This is a genomic window from Stenotrophomonas sp. YJH_SMC_58 (assembly GCF_059369635.1).
The window spans coordinates 33,977-52,371 of the sequence record NZ_JCAFSW010000012.1; the positions used below are offsets into that span (position 1 = coordinate 33,977).

15 protein-coding genes and 1 pseudogene are annotated in these 18,395 nt (G+C 67.6%); 3 read left to right on the plus strand and 13 right to left on the minus strand.

What is annotated here, in order from left to right:
* Window positions 1–72 precede the first annotated feature (72 nt).
* On the minus strand, window positions 73–1,467 hold the full coding sequence (gene hisS, locus AC5P68_RS15450; RefSeq protein ID WP_231522739.1) for a histidine--tRNA ligase: 1,395 nt from the start codon (window positions 1,465–1,467) through the stop codon (window positions 73–75).
* 126 nt (window positions 1,468–1,593) lie between these two features.
* Here hisS and AC5P68_RS15455 point away from each other — a divergent pair.
* A pseudogene (locus tag AC5P68_RS15455) lies at window positions 1,594–2,334 on the plus strand (Crp/Fnr family transcriptional regulator); the annotation flags it as partial.
* A gap of 15 nt (window positions 2,335–2,349) precedes the next feature.
* On the opposite strand, the gene thrC reads toward AC5P68_RS15455, so the two are convergent.
* From thrC to AC5P68_RS15480, 5 genes are all read right to left on the minus strand, one after another.
* Window positions 2,350–3,636, minus strand: a complete 1,287-nt coding sequence (gene thrC / locus AC5P68_RS15460) for a threonine synthase (protein WP_231522740.1) — start codon at window positions 3,634–3,636, stop codon at window positions 2,350–2,352.
* Window positions 3,637–3,665: 29 nt separating this feature from the next.
* Window positions 3,666–4,580, minus strand: a complete 915-nt coding sequence (locus tag AC5P68_RS15465) for a homoserine kinase (protein WP_049403205.1) — start codon at window positions 4,578–4,580, stop codon at window positions 3,666–3,668.
* The gene (gene thrA / locus AC5P68_RS15470; protein WP_495217131.1) at window positions 4,577–7,081 is read right to left on the minus strand and encodes a bifunctional aspartate kinase/homoserine dehydrogenase I; all 2,505 of its coding nucleotides are present in this window, start codon (window positions 7,079–7,081) and stop codon (window positions 4,577–4,579) included. Before thrA ends, AC5P68_RS15465 begins: the two co-directional genes overlap by 4 nt.
* 357 nt (window positions 7,082–7,438) lie before the next feature.
* Window positions 7,439–8,389 (minus strand): DMT family transporter, encoded by a 951-nt coding sequence (locus tag AC5P68_RS15475; RefSeq protein WP_049403203.1) that lies wholly within the window; start codon window positions 8,387–8,389, stop codon window positions 7,439–7,441.
* A gap of 119 nt (window positions 8,390–8,508) precedes the next feature.
* Entirely contained in the window at window positions 8,509–9,207 is a 699-nt protein-coding gene (locus AC5P68_RS15480) for a helix-turn-helix transcriptional regulator (protein ID WP_005409417.1), read from the minus strand.
* A gap of 81 nt (window positions 9,208–9,288) precedes the next feature.
* Between AC5P68_RS15480 and AC5P68_RS15485 the strand changes: the two genes are divergently transcribed.
* On the plus strand, window positions 9,289–10,068 hold the full coding sequence (locus AC5P68_RS15485) for a DUF6491 family protein (protein WP_049430833.1): 780 nt from the start codon (window positions 9,289–9,291) through the stop codon (window positions 10,066–10,068).
* Here AC5P68_RS15485 and AC5P68_RS15490 read toward each other — a convergent pair.
* The 3 genes from AC5P68_RS15490 to AC5P68_RS15500 form a co-directional block, all read right to left on the minus strand.
* Entirely contained in the window at window positions 10,065–11,117 is a 1,053-nt protein-coding gene (locus AC5P68_RS15490; protein ID WP_049430836.1) for a linear amide C-N hydrolase, read from the minus strand. The genes AC5P68_RS15485 and AC5P68_RS15490 overlap by 4 nt on opposite strands.
* 69 nt (window positions 11,118–11,186) lie before the next feature.
* Window positions 11,187–11,600 carry a DUF6691 family protein gene (locus AC5P68_RS15495; protein ID WP_049403200.1) on the minus strand — a complete coding sequence of 138 codons (414 nt, stop codon included), beginning with the start codon at window positions 11,598–11,600 and terminating at the stop codon, window positions 11,187–11,189.
* Window positions 11,597–12,034, minus strand: a complete 438-nt coding sequence (locus tag AC5P68_RS15500) for a YeeE/YedE family protein (RefSeq protein ID WP_049403199.1) — start codon at window positions 12,032–12,034, stop codon at window positions 11,597–11,599. The genes AC5P68_RS15495 and AC5P68_RS15500 overlap by 4 nt, the downstream gene beginning before the upstream one ends.
* Window positions 12,035–12,120: 86 nt before the next feature.
* On the opposite strand from AC5P68_RS15500, the gene AC5P68_RS15505 reads away from it, so the two are divergent.
* Window positions 12,121–12,441: an ArsR/SmtB family transcription factor gene (locus AC5P68_RS15505; RefSeq protein WP_012480019.1), complete on the plus strand. Its 321-nt coding sequence runs from the start codon at window positions 12,121–12,123 to the stop codon at window positions 12,439–12,441.
* A 204-nt stretch (window positions 12,442–12,645) separates the two neighbouring features.
* On the opposite strand, the gene AC5P68_RS15510 is transcribed toward AC5P68_RS15505, so the two are convergent.
* From AC5P68_RS15510 to AC5P68_RS15525, 4 genes are read right to left on the minus strand one after another with little or no spacing between them, the layout of a single operon-like run.
* Window positions 12,646–13,779, minus strand: coding sequence for a hybrid sensor histidine kinase/response regulator (locus AC5P68_RS15510; RefSeq protein WP_005409410.1), 1,134 nt, complete (start codon window positions 13,777–13,779; stop codon window positions 12,646–12,648).
* Window positions 13,776–14,351, minus strand: a complete 576-nt coding sequence (locus tag AC5P68_RS15515) for a chemotaxis protein CheB (protein WP_049403198.1) — start codon at window positions 14,349–14,351, stop codon at window positions 13,776–13,778. Before AC5P68_RS15515 ends, AC5P68_RS15510 begins: the two co-directional genes overlap by 4 nt.
* Window positions 14,351–15,175 (minus strand): CheR family methyltransferase, encoded by an 825-nt coding sequence (locus AC5P68_RS15520; RefSeq protein ID WP_005409408.1) that lies wholly within the window; start codon window positions 15,173–15,175, stop codon window positions 14,351–14,353. The genes AC5P68_RS15515 and AC5P68_RS15520 overlap by 1 nt, the downstream gene beginning before the upstream one ends.
* A complete protein-coding gene (locus tag AC5P68_RS15525; RefSeq protein WP_231522743.1) occupies window positions 15,172–18,273 on the minus strand; it encodes a hybrid sensor histidine kinase/response regulator in 3,102 nt (1,033 codons plus the stop codon). The genes AC5P68_RS15520 and AC5P68_RS15525 overlap by 4 nt, the downstream gene beginning before the upstream one ends.
* Between the last annotated feature and the right edge of the window lie 122 nt (window positions 18,274–18,395).

Below are 18,395 nucleotides of genomic sequence, written 5' to 3' on the forward strand. Positions count from 1 at the left end.
GCGGCCCGGAAACGAAAACGCCCACCGGGTGGTGGGCGTTTCGTGGCGTGTCGGCGTGCGGCCAACCGGCCGTTACATCACCTTCGACTGCTCCAGCTCGACCTGCAGGGTGCTGGCCAGCTCGTCGCGGGAGACTTCGAACTGCTGCTCGCGCAGCAGGTCCTTCACTGCCACCACGCCGCGCGCCAGCTCGTCCTCACCGGCCAGCACCACGAAGCGGATGCCGGCCTTGGCGGCGTACTGGAACTGCTTGCCGATCTTCTTCGGCTCCATCTGCACTTCGGTGTTGATGCCACCGGCGCGCAGGCGGCGCGCGATGTCCAGCGACTGCGGCATGCCCTCCTCGTCCATCAGCGCCACCAGCGCCTGCACGCTGCTGCCCTCGATGCCATCGATCAGGCCGGCTTCGCGCAGCTGCCAGAACAGGCGCGACAGGCCGATGGAGATGCCCACGCCCGGCAGCTTCGACTTGCTGTAGTGGCTGGCCAGGTCTTCGTAGCGGCCGCCCGAGCAGATCGAACCGATCTGCGGGTGGTCGGTCAGCGTGGTCTCGTAGACGGTGCCGGTGTAGTAGTCCAGGCCGCGCGCAATGGAGAAGTTCAGGCAGTACGCGGTTTCCGGCACGCCCAGCGCCTGCACCAGCTGCAGCACTTCGCGCAGTTCGGCGACGCCGGTACGCAGGATCTCAGAAGAACCGGCGTCGGCTTCAAGCGTGGCCAGCTGCGCCAGTGCATCGGCATGGCCCTGCGAACGCACGGCCACGAACGCCAGGATCTTCTCGACCTGCTCGGCCGGAATCTCGAAGCCCTCGCCCACCAGCGTCTCGCGCACGTAATCGGCGCCGCGCTTGTCCAGCTTGTCCACTTCGCGCAGCACCGCCAGCTGGCGCTCGCCCTCGGCCACGCCCAGGCTCTCGAAGAAGCCACGCATCAGCTTGCGGTTGTTCAGCTGGATGCTGAAGTCGCCGATGCGCAGTTCCGAGAACACCGCGTGGATGACCGCCAGCACTTCGGCGTCGTATCGCACGCTCAGGCTGTCCTTGCCGATCACGTCGATGTCGCACTGGTAGAACTCACGGAAGCGGCCGCGCTGGGCGCGCTCGCCGCGGTACACCCGCTGCATCTGGTAGCGACGGAACGGGAAGGTCAGTTCATGCTCGTGCTCGGCCACATAGCGCGCCAGCGGCACGGTCAGGTCGAAGCGCAGCGCCATTTCCGGCAGCGAACGGTCACCCGATTCGGCGGCGTTGGCCAGCGCACCGGTGGACTGCACGAAATACACCTGGCGCTCGGTCTCGCCACCGGACTTGGTCAGCAGCACGTCGGACAGCTCGAACACCGGCGTCTCCACCGGCAGGAACCCGAAGCGCTCGTAGTTGCGACGGATCACGTCCAGCATGCGCTGGAACGCAATCTGCTCGCGCGGCAACAGTTCAAGGGTGCCGGGCGGGGTACGGGGCTTGATCACGGGCGGAACTCCTGCTGGAACGGGACGTGGGAGGGGGCGACATTCTAGCGCCCCCGCCTCGGGCAGGGTCGAACGGCCGCTTGAAGTATCATAAGGCCCTCCCCGCCCGCGATACGCCCCCGCAACATGTCACGGCCTTCCGGCGCTCCGCCCGCCACCAACGATCCCGCCTCGCCGTCCTGCAACACGCTGGATTGCCTGCACTGCTCGGTTCGCCACCTTGCGGTGTGCTCGGCGCTGTCGCCCGATGAAGTGCAGGCACTGGAACAGGTCACCGTTTCCCAGCAGGTCAGCATGGGCAGTACCCTGGCCCGCACCGGCGAAGAGCGCGACCATGTCTATACATTGACCGGCGGCGCCCTGCGCCTGGTGCGCACCCTGGCCGATGGCCGCCGCCAGATCAATGGCTTCGTGCTTCCCGGCGACTACCTGGGCCTGAGCGGCAGTGACCACCACCGCTACGATATCGAGGCCATCGCAGACAGCCGCGTATGCCGTGTCGCGCTGCCGCAGATGAAGGCGCTTCGCAGCCGCTTCCCGCACCTGGAACGCAAGCTGCTGCAGCGTGCCTGCCAGGAGCTGGACGCCGCGCAGGATGCCGCGCTGGCACTGGCGCGGCTGCAGCCGGCCGAGAAAGTAGCCGACTTCCTGCTGCGCCTGGCCGCGCGCGAGGCCAAGCTGGGTGGCGATGGCCTGCGCGTCTCGCTGCCGATGGGGCGTGGCGACATCGCCGACCATCTGGGCCTGACCATGGAAACGGTCAGCCGTACCTTCACCAAGCTGCGCCAGCAGGGGTTGATCGCCCTGCCCCACCTGAACGTAGTGGAGATCCTCGACGAGGACGGGTTGCGCACGCTGGCCGGTAACCACGTCCATCTCCGGTCAACGCAGCAACACCTCGCGCAACGCCGCATACTCCGCGGCCAACGGTTCCGCGTGCGCGGGCCGCTGCAGCAGCGCATCCAGCGCAGGCGGCACCGCCACCGTTTCGCCGATCAGCGGCTCGACCACGGCCTCGAACTTGGCCGGGTGCGCCGTGGCCACCACCGCCCAGTCGCCCTTGGCGCCGCGCGCACGCAGGTCCTGCAGCACCTTCACCGCTGTGGCCGTATGCGGGCAGAACAGTTCGCCGTTGCTGGCATGCGCCGCCGCAATCGTCGCGCGGATGGTCACGTCATCCACCGCGAACGCGCGGAACGCAGCGCGCAGCTCGGCGTCATCTCCGAGGTAAAGCCAGCGCAGGCGTTCAAAGTTGCTGGGCGCCCCCACATCCATTGCGTTGGCAACCGTGGCCACACTGGCCTGCGGCTGATAGTCGCCACCGTTGAAGTACGCCGGCAGTACCGCATTGGCATTGGTGGCCAGCACGATCTGCCCGATCGGCACGCCCAGCGCGCGCGCCAGCACGGCCGCCATCGCATTGCCAAGGTTGCCGGTCGGCACCACCAGGTTGAGCCGACGACGATGCGTCGCGTAATGGGACAACGCCGCATGCGCGTAATAACTCATCTGCGGCAGCAGGCGGCCGAGGCTGATGCTGTTGGCCGAACTCAGCGGCACCTGCGCCTGCAGTTCGCGGTCAGCCAGTGCCTGCTTGACCATCGCCTGGCAATCGTCGAAGGCACCGGCCACGCGCAGCGCCTGGATGTTGTCGCCGAAACAACCGAGCTGATGCGCCTGGCGCGGTGACACACGGCCATCCGGATACAGCACCACCACGCGCACGCCGGGCTGGCGATGGAAGGCCGCAGCAACGGCGGCGCCGGTATCGCCAGACGTGGCGACAACAATCGTCAGATCGCGGTCCTTGCCGGCCTGCAGCCGCGACAGTGTTCCGGCCAGGAAGCGCGCACCGATATCCTTGAACGCCGCCGTCGGCCCATGGAACAGCTCCAGCACATGGTCACCGCCGCCCAGTGGACGCAGCGGCACCTGAAAGTCGAACGCCTCGCGGCAGATCGATGGCAACGCAGACTCCAGCGTGTCGCCGGAAAAGAACGGCGCCAGCAGATCGGCGGCGGTATCGGCCAGCGTTGCGCCGGCCCGCAGCTCACGTGCCGCCGGCAGCACCTGCGGAACATACAGCCCTCCATCGGGCGCCAATCCTGCAGCGATCGCCGCACTGAGGCCAACGGCCGGGGACTGACCCCGGGTCGAAACAAATTGCATGGGTTCGGTATCCAGTAATGGGGAAGGATTCAGCACAAGCGGGCTCCCGGTGCATCCAGCGGCGACACCCAGGCATCGCTGTCGAAACCGGCGGCGGCAAATGCCGCCTGCACCGGTGCGGCAGCGGTGCGGGCCTGGTCGGAGTCCTCGAACCAGGCGAACACGCTGGGTCCGGCACCGGAGATGCCCGCACCCATTGCATGGGCCGACAGCGCCGCATCGCGGGCTGCTTCGAAACCTGCAATCAGGCCGGCCCGCCGTGGTTCCACCAGCACATCGCGCAATCCAGCCCGCACCAGCGCCGCATCACTACGATGGCAACCACTGAGTACCAGCGCGAGGTTCGCACTCTGTGCCACGAATTCACCCAGCGCGTAGCTGCCCTGCAGCACCTGGCGCGCACGGCGTGTTTCCAGCACCGCGTGCGGATGCACCAGCAGGCTGTGCCAGGCCGCCGGCACCGGAATTGGCAGCAGGCGGTCGGCCGTACACAGCGCAAGACCACCCAGCAGCAACGGCCCCACGTTGTCGCCGTGGCGGCCACCGCTGGCCACCGCCTCGCCATCGAGCGCAAACGGATACAGCGCCTCGCGCGACAGCGGTACATCCAGCAGCGCGTTGGCGGCAACCAGCGCAGCAACGCATGACGCTGCCGAACCGCCCATGCCGGAACCGAACGGAATGCCCTTGTCGATCTCCACCGCGAAACCGAAGTCCAGGCCCAGGCCTTCGCGCAGTGACATCAGCGCAGCGCCGGCGGTGTTCCCGGCTGCCTCCAGCGGCAGCTCGACGGCACTGCCGCGAATCGCCTCGATGCGCACCAGCGGCTCGTCGATGCGGCGCACGCTCACGGTATCGCCAACACCGGAAATGGCGTGACCGAGAATATCGAAGCCCACCGCTACGTTGGCCACCGAGGCCGGCGCGAACGCACGTGCGATCACAGGCGCGCTCCTTCACCGGCCGCGACCCGCAGCAGGTCGGCAAACACACCGGCGGCGGTGACTTCCGGGCCGGCCCCCGGACCCTGCACCACCAACGGGTTGTCGCAGTAGCGACGGGTACGGAACTGCACCACGTTATCGGTCAACCGAAGGTTGGCGAAGGCGTGGTCGGTGGGCAGTTCCTGCAGGCCCACCGAGGCACCGTCAGCGCCCAGCCGTGCCACGTAGCGCAGCACCGCGCCACGCGCCCGCGCGTCCTGCAACCGCTGCAACAGGCTGGCATCGGACTCGCCCAGCCGCGCCATGAAGTCATCCACGCTGCCGTCGCGCAGCAGCGCCGGCACCAGGCTTTCCACCTGTACCTGTTCCAGGCTGAGCGCGTGGCCGGCCTCGCGGGCGAGGATCACCAGCTTGCGCGCCACGTCCACGCCCGAAAGATCATCGCGCGGGTCCGGCTCGGTGTAGCCCATCGACCGCGCCTGCGCGACCAGCTGCGAGAACGGCTGACTGCCGTCGAAGCGGTTGAACAGCCACGCCAGCGTGCCGGAGAAGATGCCTTCGATCGCCAGCACCTCGTCGCCCGTATCGACCAGATCACGCAGCGTGGTGATCACCGGCAGGCCCGCACCCACCGTGGCTTCGTAGCGGAAGCGCGCACCACTGGCCGCCGCAGCAGCACGGATGCGCTGGTAGCGCGGCAGCGGGCCAGCACCGGCCTGCTTGTTCGGGGTCACCACGTGGATGCCGGCAGCCAGCCAGCCCTCATAGCGCTCGGCCACGTCAGCGCTGCCACTGCAGTCGATCACCACCGCATGCGGCAGGTGCGCGGCCAGCAGGTGTTCGGTGAAGCGATCCAGGTCGCTGGGCTCGCCCGCGTCCTGCAATGCCTCCCGCCAATCGGCGTGCAGGCCATCCACTTCCAGCCGCATGCGCGAACGCGAGGCCAGCGCGCGCAGGCGAAGATCCACATTGGCGTTGGCCAGCAGCTGCAGGCGGGCCGCCAGCAGCTGGTCCAGCAGTGCCGCGCCGACGTTGCCCGGCCCGATCACGCCGACCGCGAACGTCTGCGGCGACAGCCAGAAGCCCGCATGTGCGGCCCGCAATGCGCGGGTGGCATCGGCACTGTCCACCGCCACAGAAATATTGCGCTCCGACGAGCCCTGCGCGATCGCCAGGATGTTCACCTGTGCGCGTCCCAGCGCCTCGAACAGGCGCGCCGCCACACCGGGCTGGCCGGCCATGCCGTCACCCACTGCCGCCAGCACGCTGACGCCCTCACTGACCTGCACGCGCTGCACCTGCCCTACCGACAGTTCATGCGCGAACGCGTGCAGCAGTGCCTCACGGCCACGCGCCGCTTCGGCAGCGCGCACCACGCAGCAGATCGAATGCTCTGACGAACCCTGCGAGATCATCACCACCGACACCTGCGCCTGGCGCAGCGCCGCGAACACGCGCTCGGCGGTACCGGGCACGCCGATCAGGCCGGTGCCTTCCAGGTTCAACAGGGACAGCCCGGGACTCAGGGTCAGGCCCTTCACCGGCCCGCGCGGCGAGCGCTCGGCGCTGATGCGCGTCCCCGGATGCGCCGGCTGGAAGGTATTGCGGATGAAGATCGGCAGGCCGAGGCGGATCGCCGGCGACATCGTCTGCGGGTGCACCACCTTGGCGCCGAAATAAGCCAGCTCGCAGGCCTCGTCGTAGCTCAGTGATTCCAGCTGCACCGCTTCGGGCACCAGTCGCGGGTCGGCCGACAGCACGCCGTCGACGTCGGTCCAGATGTGCAGTTCATCGGCATTGAACAACGCGGCGAAGATCGCGCCGGAATAGTCGCTGCCATTGCGGCCGAGCGTGGTGATGCGGTCATGGCGGTCACGGGCAACGAAACCGGTGGCGACCAGGCGCATCTGCGGATGCCGCAGGCGCCACTTGGCCAGGCGGTCCGCGCTGGACTCCCAGTCGACATCCACACCCAGTTCGCCATGCCCGACCACCAGCACGTCGCGTGCATCGAGTACCGCACAGTCTTCGCCCAAGGCACGCAGGTGGGTGCCAAGCAGCTGCGCGGAGAATACTTCGCCCAGGCCCTGCACGCGGTCGAGTACTTCGCGCGGCAGCTCGCCGATCACCGCCAGCGCCGCCAGCACTTCGGCCAGTTGATCGAAGCGGGCGTCGATCCATTCGACGGTCTCGCCCACCTGCTCGCCCAGCAGGGCCACGGCGGCGCCACGGTGACGCGCGCGCAGCGCATGCCAGGCCTCGCGCCAGCCTTCGTCGCCCTTGGCCGCCAGCTGGGCCAGTTCGATCAGCGCGTCAGTGACGCCCTTCATTGCCGAAACGACAGTGACCTGCAGCGATTCGGGACGGGCCAGCAGCAGGCCCGCAACATGGCGGTAGCGTTCGGCATCGGCCACCGAGGTGCCGCCGAACTTGTGCACGACGATGGACGGTGCAGCCAGATCGGCCGGGGCAACGGGATGAGCGGGGGCGTGGGAAGACATGCAGACCTCGGCAGGAGGCCCCGTCGCATGCAGGTGTCGAGTTTCCCCGCCACCTGTATGGTGCGGGGCCGTGGTTTTCGGGAGTTACACGAAGACGACGGGCCGCACCAGGGCAGTGGTGACGGTGGTGGTGGTAATGGTGATGGTGGCGACCGGCGCAGTCGAACGGCCCGCAGTGGCGGGAGCGATCAGGCTGGCGTGGGCGGCATCAGGAACCATGACGCACAGAAAACACTGTGCGCCGGCCTGCTGTCAAGTGCTGCGATGCAAAAAACCAGTGCCGCGATCATCGCTCAACGTGCCGGCATTTGGTTGCATCTGAGACGAAGGCGGCATCAGCACGCTTGACGCATGCATTCAGCCAGCATGTTCGGCGATCGCCCGTGGAGTACGATGGGCATGCGCGCACAGCATCACGCCGGCCACCAGGAACACGATCGCCAGCGCTTCCAGCAGCGAAGGCCAGCGCTGCTGCCAGGCGAAGGCATACGCCAGCGCGAACAGCGTCTCGAACACGATCATCTGGCCGGTCAGGGTCAGCGGCAGCAGGCGGCTGGCGCGGTTCCAGAACGCATTGCCGAGGATCGAGGCCACCACCGCCACACCGGCGCTGATTGCCCAGAAGCCACTCCACTGCGCCGCCGTGTGCCCGCTGGTGTGGCCGATGAAGGCCATCGGCACCAGCAGCAGGGCCAGGCCGCCGGTGGTGACGCCGGTCAGCAGCGACCAGTCGTGGCTCGACAAGTCCGGTCGACGCGCCAGCCAGCGGCTGTTGCCGATCGAGTACAACGCCCACGAGAACAGCGCGCCGAACGCGCACAGCAGGCCGATCAGGCGCTGCCGCCACGGGGTTGCCAGGTGCTCGGACATCAGTGCTTCCCAACCAACCAGGGCCACGCCCAGCACGCACAGGCCCAGTGCCGGCAGCAGCTGCTTCAAAGGCACTGCACCCTGTTCGCGCACGCCGACCAGGGTGACCACCACCGGAATCAGGCCGACAATCAGGGACGCCGCCGCACCGCCGGCCCACTGCACCGCCGTGGCCAGCAGCAGGAAGTACACCAGGTTCCCGGCCAGGCTCAGCCACAGCAGCCCGATCCATTCGGCGCGGCCCAGCCGCGGTGCCAGCCGCTTCCAGCGCGGGAGCAGCAGTACTATGGCGATCAGGCCGTAGACCAGATAGCGGCCGGCCGACAATTGCAGGGCGTTGAACGACTGCAGCACGGCGGGCGCGAGGAAGACCACGCCCCACAGCGCGCCAGCGGCAACGCCATTGGCGATGCCCAGGGCCATCGGGTTGTTGCGCATTCGGGTTCTTCGGGGGGAGAGAACAGGCCGCGCAGTGTAAGCGCTGGCCAGCGGGCGCTCTTGACCGAGGCTATTGCCCTGACCGGCCGCGCGTGCGCAAAGCCGAGCGTGGCTCGACCCTACAGTCCGGCGCCCCGGCGCCACGCTGCGGGAGTCTGGCCGCACTCGCGGCGCAGCGCACGGGTCAGTGCGCTCTGCTCGGAATAGCCCGCGGCCAGCGCGATATCGCTGATCGGCGCCACGCTGGTGCGCAGCTGGTGCTTGGCCCAACGCAACCGGCTTGCGCTGAGCCAGGCCTGCGGGCTGAGCCCGAACTCCTGCCGGAACAGCGCATGCAAACGGCTCTCGCTGACCCCGACGAACCCCGCCATGCGCGCCACCGGCCACGCCTGCCCGGGGTCGGCCTGGACCGCCGCACACAGACCCTGCATGCGCGCGCCACTGCCAGCAGGTGCAAATACCTGCAGCAACTGCGGCAGCAGCGCCGGCATTGACTGCCCTGCCTGCACCTCAGCCAGGCGTCGGCGCAATGCCAGCGGCAGATGCAGCCAGCGCTGCCGGCACAGATGCTCCTGCGTGCCGTCATCAAGTACGCCCGGAGGACAGTCAACGATCACGAAACCATTGGGACCATCAGCCATCTGGTCATGCGCCTCACCGGCGGCCACGAATGCCCCCTGCAGCACGTCCAGCCGACCTCCGCGACCTTCCATTTCGAACTGCAGTTCACCCTGCACTGGCAGCACCCACTGCGCGTAGTCATGGCGGTCCAGGCCGGTGGCCTGGCCGTAGTGCCGCAGATGGAAGATGGCGCCCATCCGGGCAGTGTGCGCGTGTAACAACGGCCGTGCAAACCGTTGCTATAGTCGATCCGTCATCCAACGCAGGGAGTGCAGGACATGACCCATCAGCAGGTGTCCCTGGCGCTCGCCACCGGCCTCGGCCTGGCGCTCGCAGCTTCGGTCTCCGCACAGGCGCGTACGCCACCGGCTCCGCACTGCATGGACGCTGTCGGCGTACAGGAAGTGGAGCAGGCATCACCGCGCTCGATCGCACTGCGCGCCGCCTCCGGCCAGCCCTTTCGGATCGACTTCAACGAAGATTGTCCCGGCGTCCGCGGTGCCACCTCGCTGAAACTGGAAGCCCCCGCCGGCTGGGCCTGCGGCCGCCCCAGCGAACGCGTCGTGGTCGACGGCCGCCGATGCACCATCAGCGCGGTCACCCCGCTGCAGAATCGCGATTATGCCAGCGTCGCCCGCGACAGCGACCGCCTGCGCACCGCTACCCTGCCTGCCGTGACCATCCGCGAACGCAAGGAGGTGCGTCGCAGCTTCGGCGGCTCACCGTCCTACTGCTTTGCCACGCGCAACGTGCGGGCCTGGTCATCCGACCCGCAGGGCATGCTGGTGGAGACCAATCCGCGCCGCAATGGCGGCCATCGCTACTACCGGGTAGAACTCGGCAGCCACTGCCGCCAGCTCGACCGCGCGCCGCAGCTGAGCTTCCACTCGGGCCTGCAGAACGGCCTGATCTGTGGCAATCCCGGCGATCGGATCATGACTGCCGAATTCGAGACAGACGATCTGCGCGGTGAAGGCATCGCCCCGCTGCCGCAGTACACCCGCGGCAGCTGCACGATCCAGGCGGTCTACCCGGCCTCCAGCCAGGCGTCGAACTAACCGTCGACGCCGAGGAAGGCGAACGGTGCGCTGGGCACGAACTGGTCCAGTGCATCACCGGCGAAGGTATTGCGCTGGTCCTTGCCGAGGTCGAGCTTGAGCACCTTGCCGGCGAAATCGACCTTGTTCAGATCGACCCAGAAGGTGTTCGGGGTCAATGCCGATTCGAAGAAGTACAGCCGCCGCTTGTGGTCGGCCACGGTGCGCCAGCGCGTGGATGAGATGTTCGGCTCACCCGGCGTGGTGATGCCATACGGCACCGACGCGTTGCGGATCACGCTGAACACACTGGCCAGGGCCTCCACCGGATCCTCGGCCTTGGGAATGGCGTTGATGTAGAACGAGGCGCGCGCGAAACGGTCAGCAGAGCGGTTGGTGCCCGGCAGCATCACCGTGCCGCCGATCTGCTGCCAATAGCTGTTGAGCGCAAGCTGCTGCTCGAAGATAGGCGAATTGGTCATCACCTGGTAGCGCCGGTCATGGTGGATCACCTGGCGGCCGCCGATGTACTCGACGATGGCACTGTCGCCGCTGGCATCGGACAGCGACAGGTGCAGCGTCGCCTGCCGATCTTCACCGGGCACCTTGTCGGTGACGATCGAGTACGGCTCGCGTTTCAACGCGGTGACCGCCTCTTCCACGGTAGCGAAGTTGTCCAGCACATACTGCGCCCACAGCGAAATCGCCAGGCCGGGCTTGTTGCCACGCTGCTGCGGATACTCCGATTCGACCAGCCACAGCAGGTTGGCCACCAGGCCCTTTTCGTTCATGCCATCGGTGGTCGACACGTCGTAGCCTGTGGCCACCACCGAGCCGTAGCGCGCGGTCCACGCCAGCGACTTGGGGCCGGCCTGGCCGGTGCGCGCCATGCCGCGCGGCAGTATGTAGAGGTTGGTCGCCACATCGACCTTCCAGTCCATCGAGCGCGCGGTGATCACATCGCCGTTGTCACCCAGGTACACCGCGCGCGTGCAGGCCAGTGCCGGTGCCACGGCTGCGGCCAGCGCGACCGCCAGCATTCCCCTTCCCATCCACTTCATCCGTGCCATGTCGTTGCACTCCTTTTCCCCGTGATCCGAAGATAGGACCCCAGGCAGGGTGAGACAGGGGTGAAAGCCTCAACGGACGAAGCGGTCGTGCAGCCAGAATCCTGCAAGCATCGAAGGCACGAACCACAGGGCTTCGCGCGACGCCACGGCCACCCCGGCGATGGCCGGGCCTGGGCAATAGCCCGCCCAGCCCCAGCCGATCCCGAACAGCGCGGCACCCAGCAGCAGGCGAGCATCCACACGCCGGGTAACAGGCAGACGGAAGCGGTCTGCGTACAGCGGCTGCTGTCGCCGCAACACCCACCGCTGCCCGATCGCGCTGACCAGCAGCGCCGAGCCCAGCACCCACAGCAGCGTGGGATCGAAGTCACCGGTGATGTCGAGGAAGCCGAGGACACGACGCGCGTCGGCCATTCCCGAAAGCGCCAACCCCATGCCAAACAACGCGCCCGCCGCGCCGGCGGCCCAGACTGCGCGGCTCATGTTGGGTCTCCGCCATGACGGACCAGGAAGGTGGTCAGCATCGCGCAGGCCATGAACACCAGCACGGCTGCCAGCGATCGCTTCGAAGCGCGGGCCATGCCGCACACACCGTGACCGCTGGTGCAGCCGTTGCCCAGCCGCGTACCGAAGCCGACCAGCAGGCCGGCTCCCATCAACTGCCATGCCGGCAGCGCATCACGCAGCAGCGCACGCGGCGATGCCTCGGGCACCGATTGCCACCACAGCACCAGCCCCGCCGATGCGGTCAGGCCGGCCAGGAAGGCCCAGCGCCAGGCACGCTCGCCCTTGCCTGCGCGCAGGCTGCCTGCGGTGATGCCGCTGATGCCCGCCACGCGTCCGATGGTGGCGAGCAACAGCACCGCGGCGGCGCCGATCAACGCACCACCTGCCGCCGCACTCCATGGCAGGTTCATGCCCTGCCCTCTTCGCTGCCGTACATGGGATTGCCCATTTGTTTAGATTATTCTAAATTAGATCATTCTAAACAAAATGGTCAACCATGGCCCGGACCCAGCTCGACAGCGCCGCGATGGCCGAACACGCGTCGCAGGCAGCCACGCTGCTCAAAAGCCTGGCCCACCCGGCCCGGCTGCGGGTGCTGTGCCGCCTGGTGGAAGGTGAAGCGCCGGTACCGGAACTGCAGGCACTGACCGGCCTGAGCGCATCGGCGTTGTCACAGCATCTGGCGGTGCTGCGCGGACTGGATATCGTCGCGACCCGGCGCGAAGCGCAGGCGATCCACTATCGGGTTCTTGAAGGGCCCGCACTGGGCGTGCTGCAGGCGCTGCATGCGGCGTACTGCGGTGCTGCTTCGCGCTGAATCCGGCGCAGACCATCAGCCTGCGTGCAGCGCCGGCTGCACCACCTGATCGAGCAGGTCCACTGGCGTCGGTGCCGAACGATCGCCCTGCAGGCTCCGTGAGAATCCGGACCAGTCACTGCAGGAAAGCTGGCGAGAATAGGCGCCCACGCTGGCAGTTGCGGACCAGTCCGTCTCAGTCCGTCGGGACGCTGGCTGAAGCGCTTAGGTTGCCGCCAAGACCGTGCCGTCGCAGCGCCGTGGCAGCATTGCCTCGAACACCACCTGGCCCGCTTCGTTGCGGGCCGCAATGCGCCCGCCGTGCGCGCGGACGAACTGATCGACGATGTACAGGCCCAGGCCCAGGCCCTTGCTCTGGTGGAAGCTGGCCTTGAACGGTTCGAACAGTCGCGGCAACAGCGCGTCATCGATCCGGCCGGCGTTGCTGACCCGCAGCAGTACGCCGCGCGGGTCGCGCCCATCCACCTCCACCCTCGCCTCGCTGCCATGGGTCAGCGCATTGCCGACCAGGTTGGCGGCGACCTGGCCAAGGCGATCCAGATCGCCCTGCAGCCGCGTGTCTCCCTGCAGGTCCAGGTGGATCCGGTCCGCCCCATGCGCGCTGCCCGCCTCGGCGACTACCGCGCGCGTCACGTCGGCCAGATCGCAGGCACTTGCCTCCAGCCTCAGGCCACCGCTGCGGATCCGCGAAAAATCCAGCAGCTGCTCGACCATCCGCGCCATCCGCAGGGTGCTGGCTTCCAGGTACTGCAGGGTCTGCTGCGCGCCTGCGTTGTCTTCCGGAAGCTCCAGCGCCAGCTTGTCGGCACACAGCAGGATCGCCGACAACGGCGTGCGCAGGTCGTGGGTCAAAACGGCAGCCATCGTCTCGTTGAGCTTCAGCGCGCGCTCCAGTGCCTCGTTGCGCGCCTTCAGCAGCTGCCGCTGCTGGTACAGCTCGATGAAGACGTTGACCTTGCTCAGGATCACCTGCGGCGCCACCGGCTTGTGCAGGAAATCGACCGCACCGCTTTCGTAGCCCTTGAACACGCGCAGGGGATCATCCGGAGAGGCGGTCAGGAAGATGATCGGCACGTCGCGGCTGCGATGCGAACCGCGCATCAGTTCGGCCAGGGTGAAGCCATCGATCTCCGGCATGTGCACGTCAAGCAGGGCCAATGCCACCTCGTGCTCGAGCAGCAGCTCCAACGCCTGCGCGCCCGAGCCGGCCAGCAGCAGGTTGACCCCTTCGCGCTGCAGCAGGGCCTGCATGGCTACCAGGTTCTGCGGCACGTCATCGACGATCAGCAGGTTGACCGGGGTCTGCGACTGCGCAGGTTCCGGTGGCAACAGGTTCATGCAAACAACTCCTTCAGGCGGCGACACATCAGTTCAAGGGGCAGCACGGCATCGGCGCCGGCGTACTGCAGGGCGGAAGCGGGCATCATCGACGCCTCGGCTTCCTCGGGACATTGCAGCCAGGCATGGCCACCGGCACGGCGCACGGCGGCAACGCCCTCGCTGCCATCACTGCTGGCACCGGTCAGCAGCAGGGCCAATACCTGCGCGCCGAACACCGCCGCAGCGGAGTCGAACAGCGGATCGATGGCCGGACGGGAAAACAGCACCGGTGCATCCACCGACAACGCCACCGCCCCCTCGTCCTCCACCAGCAGGTGGTAATCCGGCGGCGCGAACGTCACCGTGCCCGGCTGCAACGGCTGCTTGTCTTCGGCTTCGCGCACCGGCAACGCGCAGTACGGCGCCAGCACCTCGGCGATGCGGCTGGTACGGTCACGCGGCAGGTGCAGCACGGCCAGTGCCGGTACCGGCAGCTTCGCCGGCAGTGCACCGAGCACCGCCTGCAGGGCCGCCACGCCACCGGCGGACGCGCCGATCACCAGCACGGCCGGACGCACCGGCAGCGTCATCAGGCCACCTTCCGGTACAGGCGGTGCTCTCGCGAACAGACCTCGAAGGCATCGTGGTGGCACCCGAACTGCAGCGACTCCTTGCTGCCCAGGCCAAGGAAGCCCCGGTGCACCAGCGCTTCGCGGAACAGGCCGACGGCACGATCCTGCAGGTCGCGGTTGAAATAGATCAGCACGTTGCGGCACGACACCAGGTGCACTTCGGAGAACACGGTATCGGTGGCCAGGCTGTGGTCGGCGAACACCACGTTGCGGCGCAGTTGGCGGTCGAACACCGCACCATCGTAGGCGGTAGCGTAGTAGTCCGACAGCGACGCGGTGCCACCGGCGGCCAGGTAGTTGCGGCTGAACTGGGCCATCCGGTCGATGCCATAGGCGCCCGCCTCGGCGGTGGCCAGTGCGGCCGGATTGATGTCGGTGGCATAGACGATGCTGCGCTCGAGCAGGCCTTCCTCATGCAGCAGGATCGCCAGCGACCACACTTCCTCGCCCGTGCTGCAGCCGGCCACCCACAGCTTCACCGAGGGATAGGTACGCAGCACTGGCACCACCTGCTCGCGCAGCTCACGGAAATACGCAGGGTCACGGAACATCTCCGAGACCTGCACGGTGAAGAACTGCATGGCCTGGGCGAACAGGTCCGGCTCGTGCAGCAGCCGGTACTGCAGGTCGACCAGCCGCTCGCACTCATAGCGCTGCATCGCCTGGCGCATGCGTCGGCGCAGCGACGACACCGCATAGCTGCGGAAATCGTAGTGGTAGCGCTGGTACAGCGCCTCCAGCAGGACCTTCAGTTCGAGGTCGAACAGCGCCTGTTCGTTCATTGCCGCGAGCACCAGACCCGGCACAGCGAGACCAGCTTGTCGACGTCGATGGGCTTGGCGATGTAATCGTTGGCGCCCGCCTGCAGGCAACGCTCACGGTCGTCAGGCATGGCCTTGGCAGTCAGCGCGATGATCGGCAGGTCCTGCAGGTGACGCTGCGCGCGGATCTCGCGCATCGCGGCCAGGCCATCCTTCTCCGGCATCATGATGTCCATCAGCACCAGGTCGACTTCGCGCTCGGCCAGGCGGTCCACTGCCTCCTGCCCATTGCGCGCGATCTCCAGCGTCACGCCCAGCGGCTCGAGCACGCTGGACAGCGCAAAGATGTTGCGCACGTCGTCCTCGGCCAGCAGTACGGTGCGTCCATCGAGCACGGTGTCGCGACGGCGCGCCTCGCGCAGCAGGCGCTGCTGGTCGGTGGGCAGGCTGGCTTCCACGCTGTGCAGGAACAGGGTGACTTCATCCAGCAGGCGTTCGGGCGAACGTGCGCCCTTGATGATGATGCTCTTGGAATAGCGGCGCAGGCGCTGTTCTTCCTCGCGACCGAGCGCGCGACCGGTATAGACGATCACCGGCGGGAAGCCGACGTCATCGTTGCCGGCCATGTGTTCGAGCAGGTCGTAGCCGCTGCCGTCAGGCAGTGACAGGTCCATCACCATGCAATCAAAGGTGACCGTGCTGAGCTGCTCCAGCGCGCCAGCAAGCGTTCCCACGGCGACGATCTGCAGCTGATCACGGCCCAGCAGCAGTTCCAGGTTGTGGCGCAGCTCGCTGTCGTCCTCGACGATCAGCAGGCGCCGCACGTCGCGCTGGCTGGTCTGTTCCAGCTGCTCGATGGCGCTTACCAGGCGCTCGCGCGTGGTCGGCTTGATCGCAAACCCGATCGCGCCAAGCTCGCGCGCCACCTGGCTGCGGTCCGTTGCCGAGACCACGTGCACAGGAATATGGCGGGTATCGGGGTTGCGCTTCAGGCGCTCCAGCACGCTCAGGCCGGACACGTCCGGCAGGCCGATATCGAGCAGGATGCCGTTCGGTCGCAGTTCGCCGGCCAGGGCCAGCGCCTCTTCGGCCGTCCCGGCCACCACGCAGTCGAAATCCAGTTCATGGGCCAGGGCCACCAGCGCTTCGGCGAACGTGGCGTCGTCCTCGACGGCCAGGATCAGGCGGCCCGGGTGCTGGCGACGACCGCGGTCGTCGGCCACGCTGGGCACCGTCGTCGTCGGCGCCACTGGAGCCCTTGCTGGCACCTGCATCGCCGGCACAGCGGCCGCGACCGGCGAGGCCACGGGGGCTGCGGCGATGTCCGCGGCGCTCGACGCGGGCGCGCCCTGCAACGGCAGTTCCAGAATGAAGCAGCTGCCACGGCCCGGTTCGCTGTCGACCTGGATGCTGCCGCCCATGCGCTCGGCCAGATCGCGCGAGATCGACAGCCCCAGGCCGGTGCCACCGTAGCGGCGACGGGTGCTGCCATCGGCCTGGCGGAAGGCTTCGAAGATGACCTGCAGCTGCTCGCGGGCAATGCCGATACCGCTGTCGCAGACCTCGAAACGGATGCGCCCCTGGCCGGCCGCGCGCACGTGCAGGCTGACCTTTCCATGCTCGGTGAACTTCACCGCATTGGCCAGCAGGTTCTTCAGGATCTGCTGCAGGCGCTGGCTGTCGACCACCAGCTGGCTCGGCGCCAGCGCATCGGCCTCGATCTGCAGGGCCAGGCCCTTCTGCCGCGCCATCGGCTCGAAAGTCTCGCGCAGGCGCTGCAGCACGCTGTCGGTCACCACCACTTCATCGGCCAGCTCGACGTGGCCGGCCTCGATGCGCGACAGGTCCAGGATGTCGTTGATCAGCGCCAGCAGATCGTTGTTGGACGACAGGATCGCACGCGCATACTTCACCTGTTCTTCGGTGAGCGTGCCGTCCTTGTTGTCGGCCAGCAGCTTGGCCAGGATCAGCGAGCTGTTCAGCGGCGTGCGCAGTTCGTGCGACATGTTGGCCAGGAACTCGGACTTGTAGCGCGATGTCGCGGCCAGTTCGTTGCTGTTGCGCACCAGCTGGCTCTGCGCGACCAGCAGTGCCTGCTTCTGCGCCTCCAGCTCGTGGGTCCGCTCTTCCAGCTGGACGTTGCTCTGTTCCAGCTCGGCCTGCTGTTCTTCCAGATGGCTCTGCGACTGCAGCAGGCTGCGGCTCTGCTCTTCCAGTTCCTCATTGGCCACGCGCAGCTCTTCCTGCTGGGCCTGCAGCTCCTCGCCCTGGCGCTGCGATTCCTCCAGCAGCACCACCAGTTGTGCGCGCAGCAGCGATGCACGCAGCGCCATGCCGATGGTCTCGGCGCAGCGCTCCAGCAGCTCGCGATCCAGGTCGCGCTGCGCACCCGCCCGGGCGCGTCCCAGCTCGACGATGCCTACCACGGTGCCGTCACTGCTGATCGGCGCCAGGATGCGCTCGCGCACCGGCAACCGCCCCAGGCTGGTCTGCAGTTCAAGTACGGCGTCGTCGCTGCCCTCCAGGTGACGGATGCACTCATCCCGCGCCACCTGCCCGGCCACGCCCTCCTGCAATGCCAGCGACGCCGGCATGCCGGACGGCAACGCCAGGCCGCCGGTCAGCTGCAGTCGTCCGCCTTCCAGCCGGTACACGGCGCCGACGTCGGCCTCCAGTTGCGCGCCCAGGCTGGTGGCTGCCGCCTCGGCAATCTGCTCCGGGCCGAGGTCGCCGCGCAGGCTCATCGCTACCGCGTTTTCGGCCTCCTGCAGCCACAACGCCCGCATTGCATCCCGGCGTGCCTGGATCGCGCGGGAAACGATCAGAGCGATCATCAGGAACGCACAGCCGCCAATGCTGCGGTTGACGAACGAGAACGCCGAATTGGAACTGGCGGGCGCGATGTTGAATCCTATGACCAGCAGGATACAGGCGACCGCAGCCACGATGAATGGGGCGCGTGCACTGCGCTGGAACACCGTGACGCCCACGGCCAGGAAATAGGCCAGCCACACGGCATAGCCAAGCGGGACCACGAGTTCCAACGCGATGGTCGCGGCCAACAGCACAGCGGAGGCCATCCAGATCCAGCGGTCACGCGTAGTCGCACCAGGACGCATGCAGGTCGGTTCCAGAAGACAAAGGGTGGGTGATGGTACTCCGTGTCGCATTCAGCCGCACAGGACAAATGGCACGTGTCAGGTGTGCACGCATCCTTCACACTTGAGTGCCTAGCTTCACG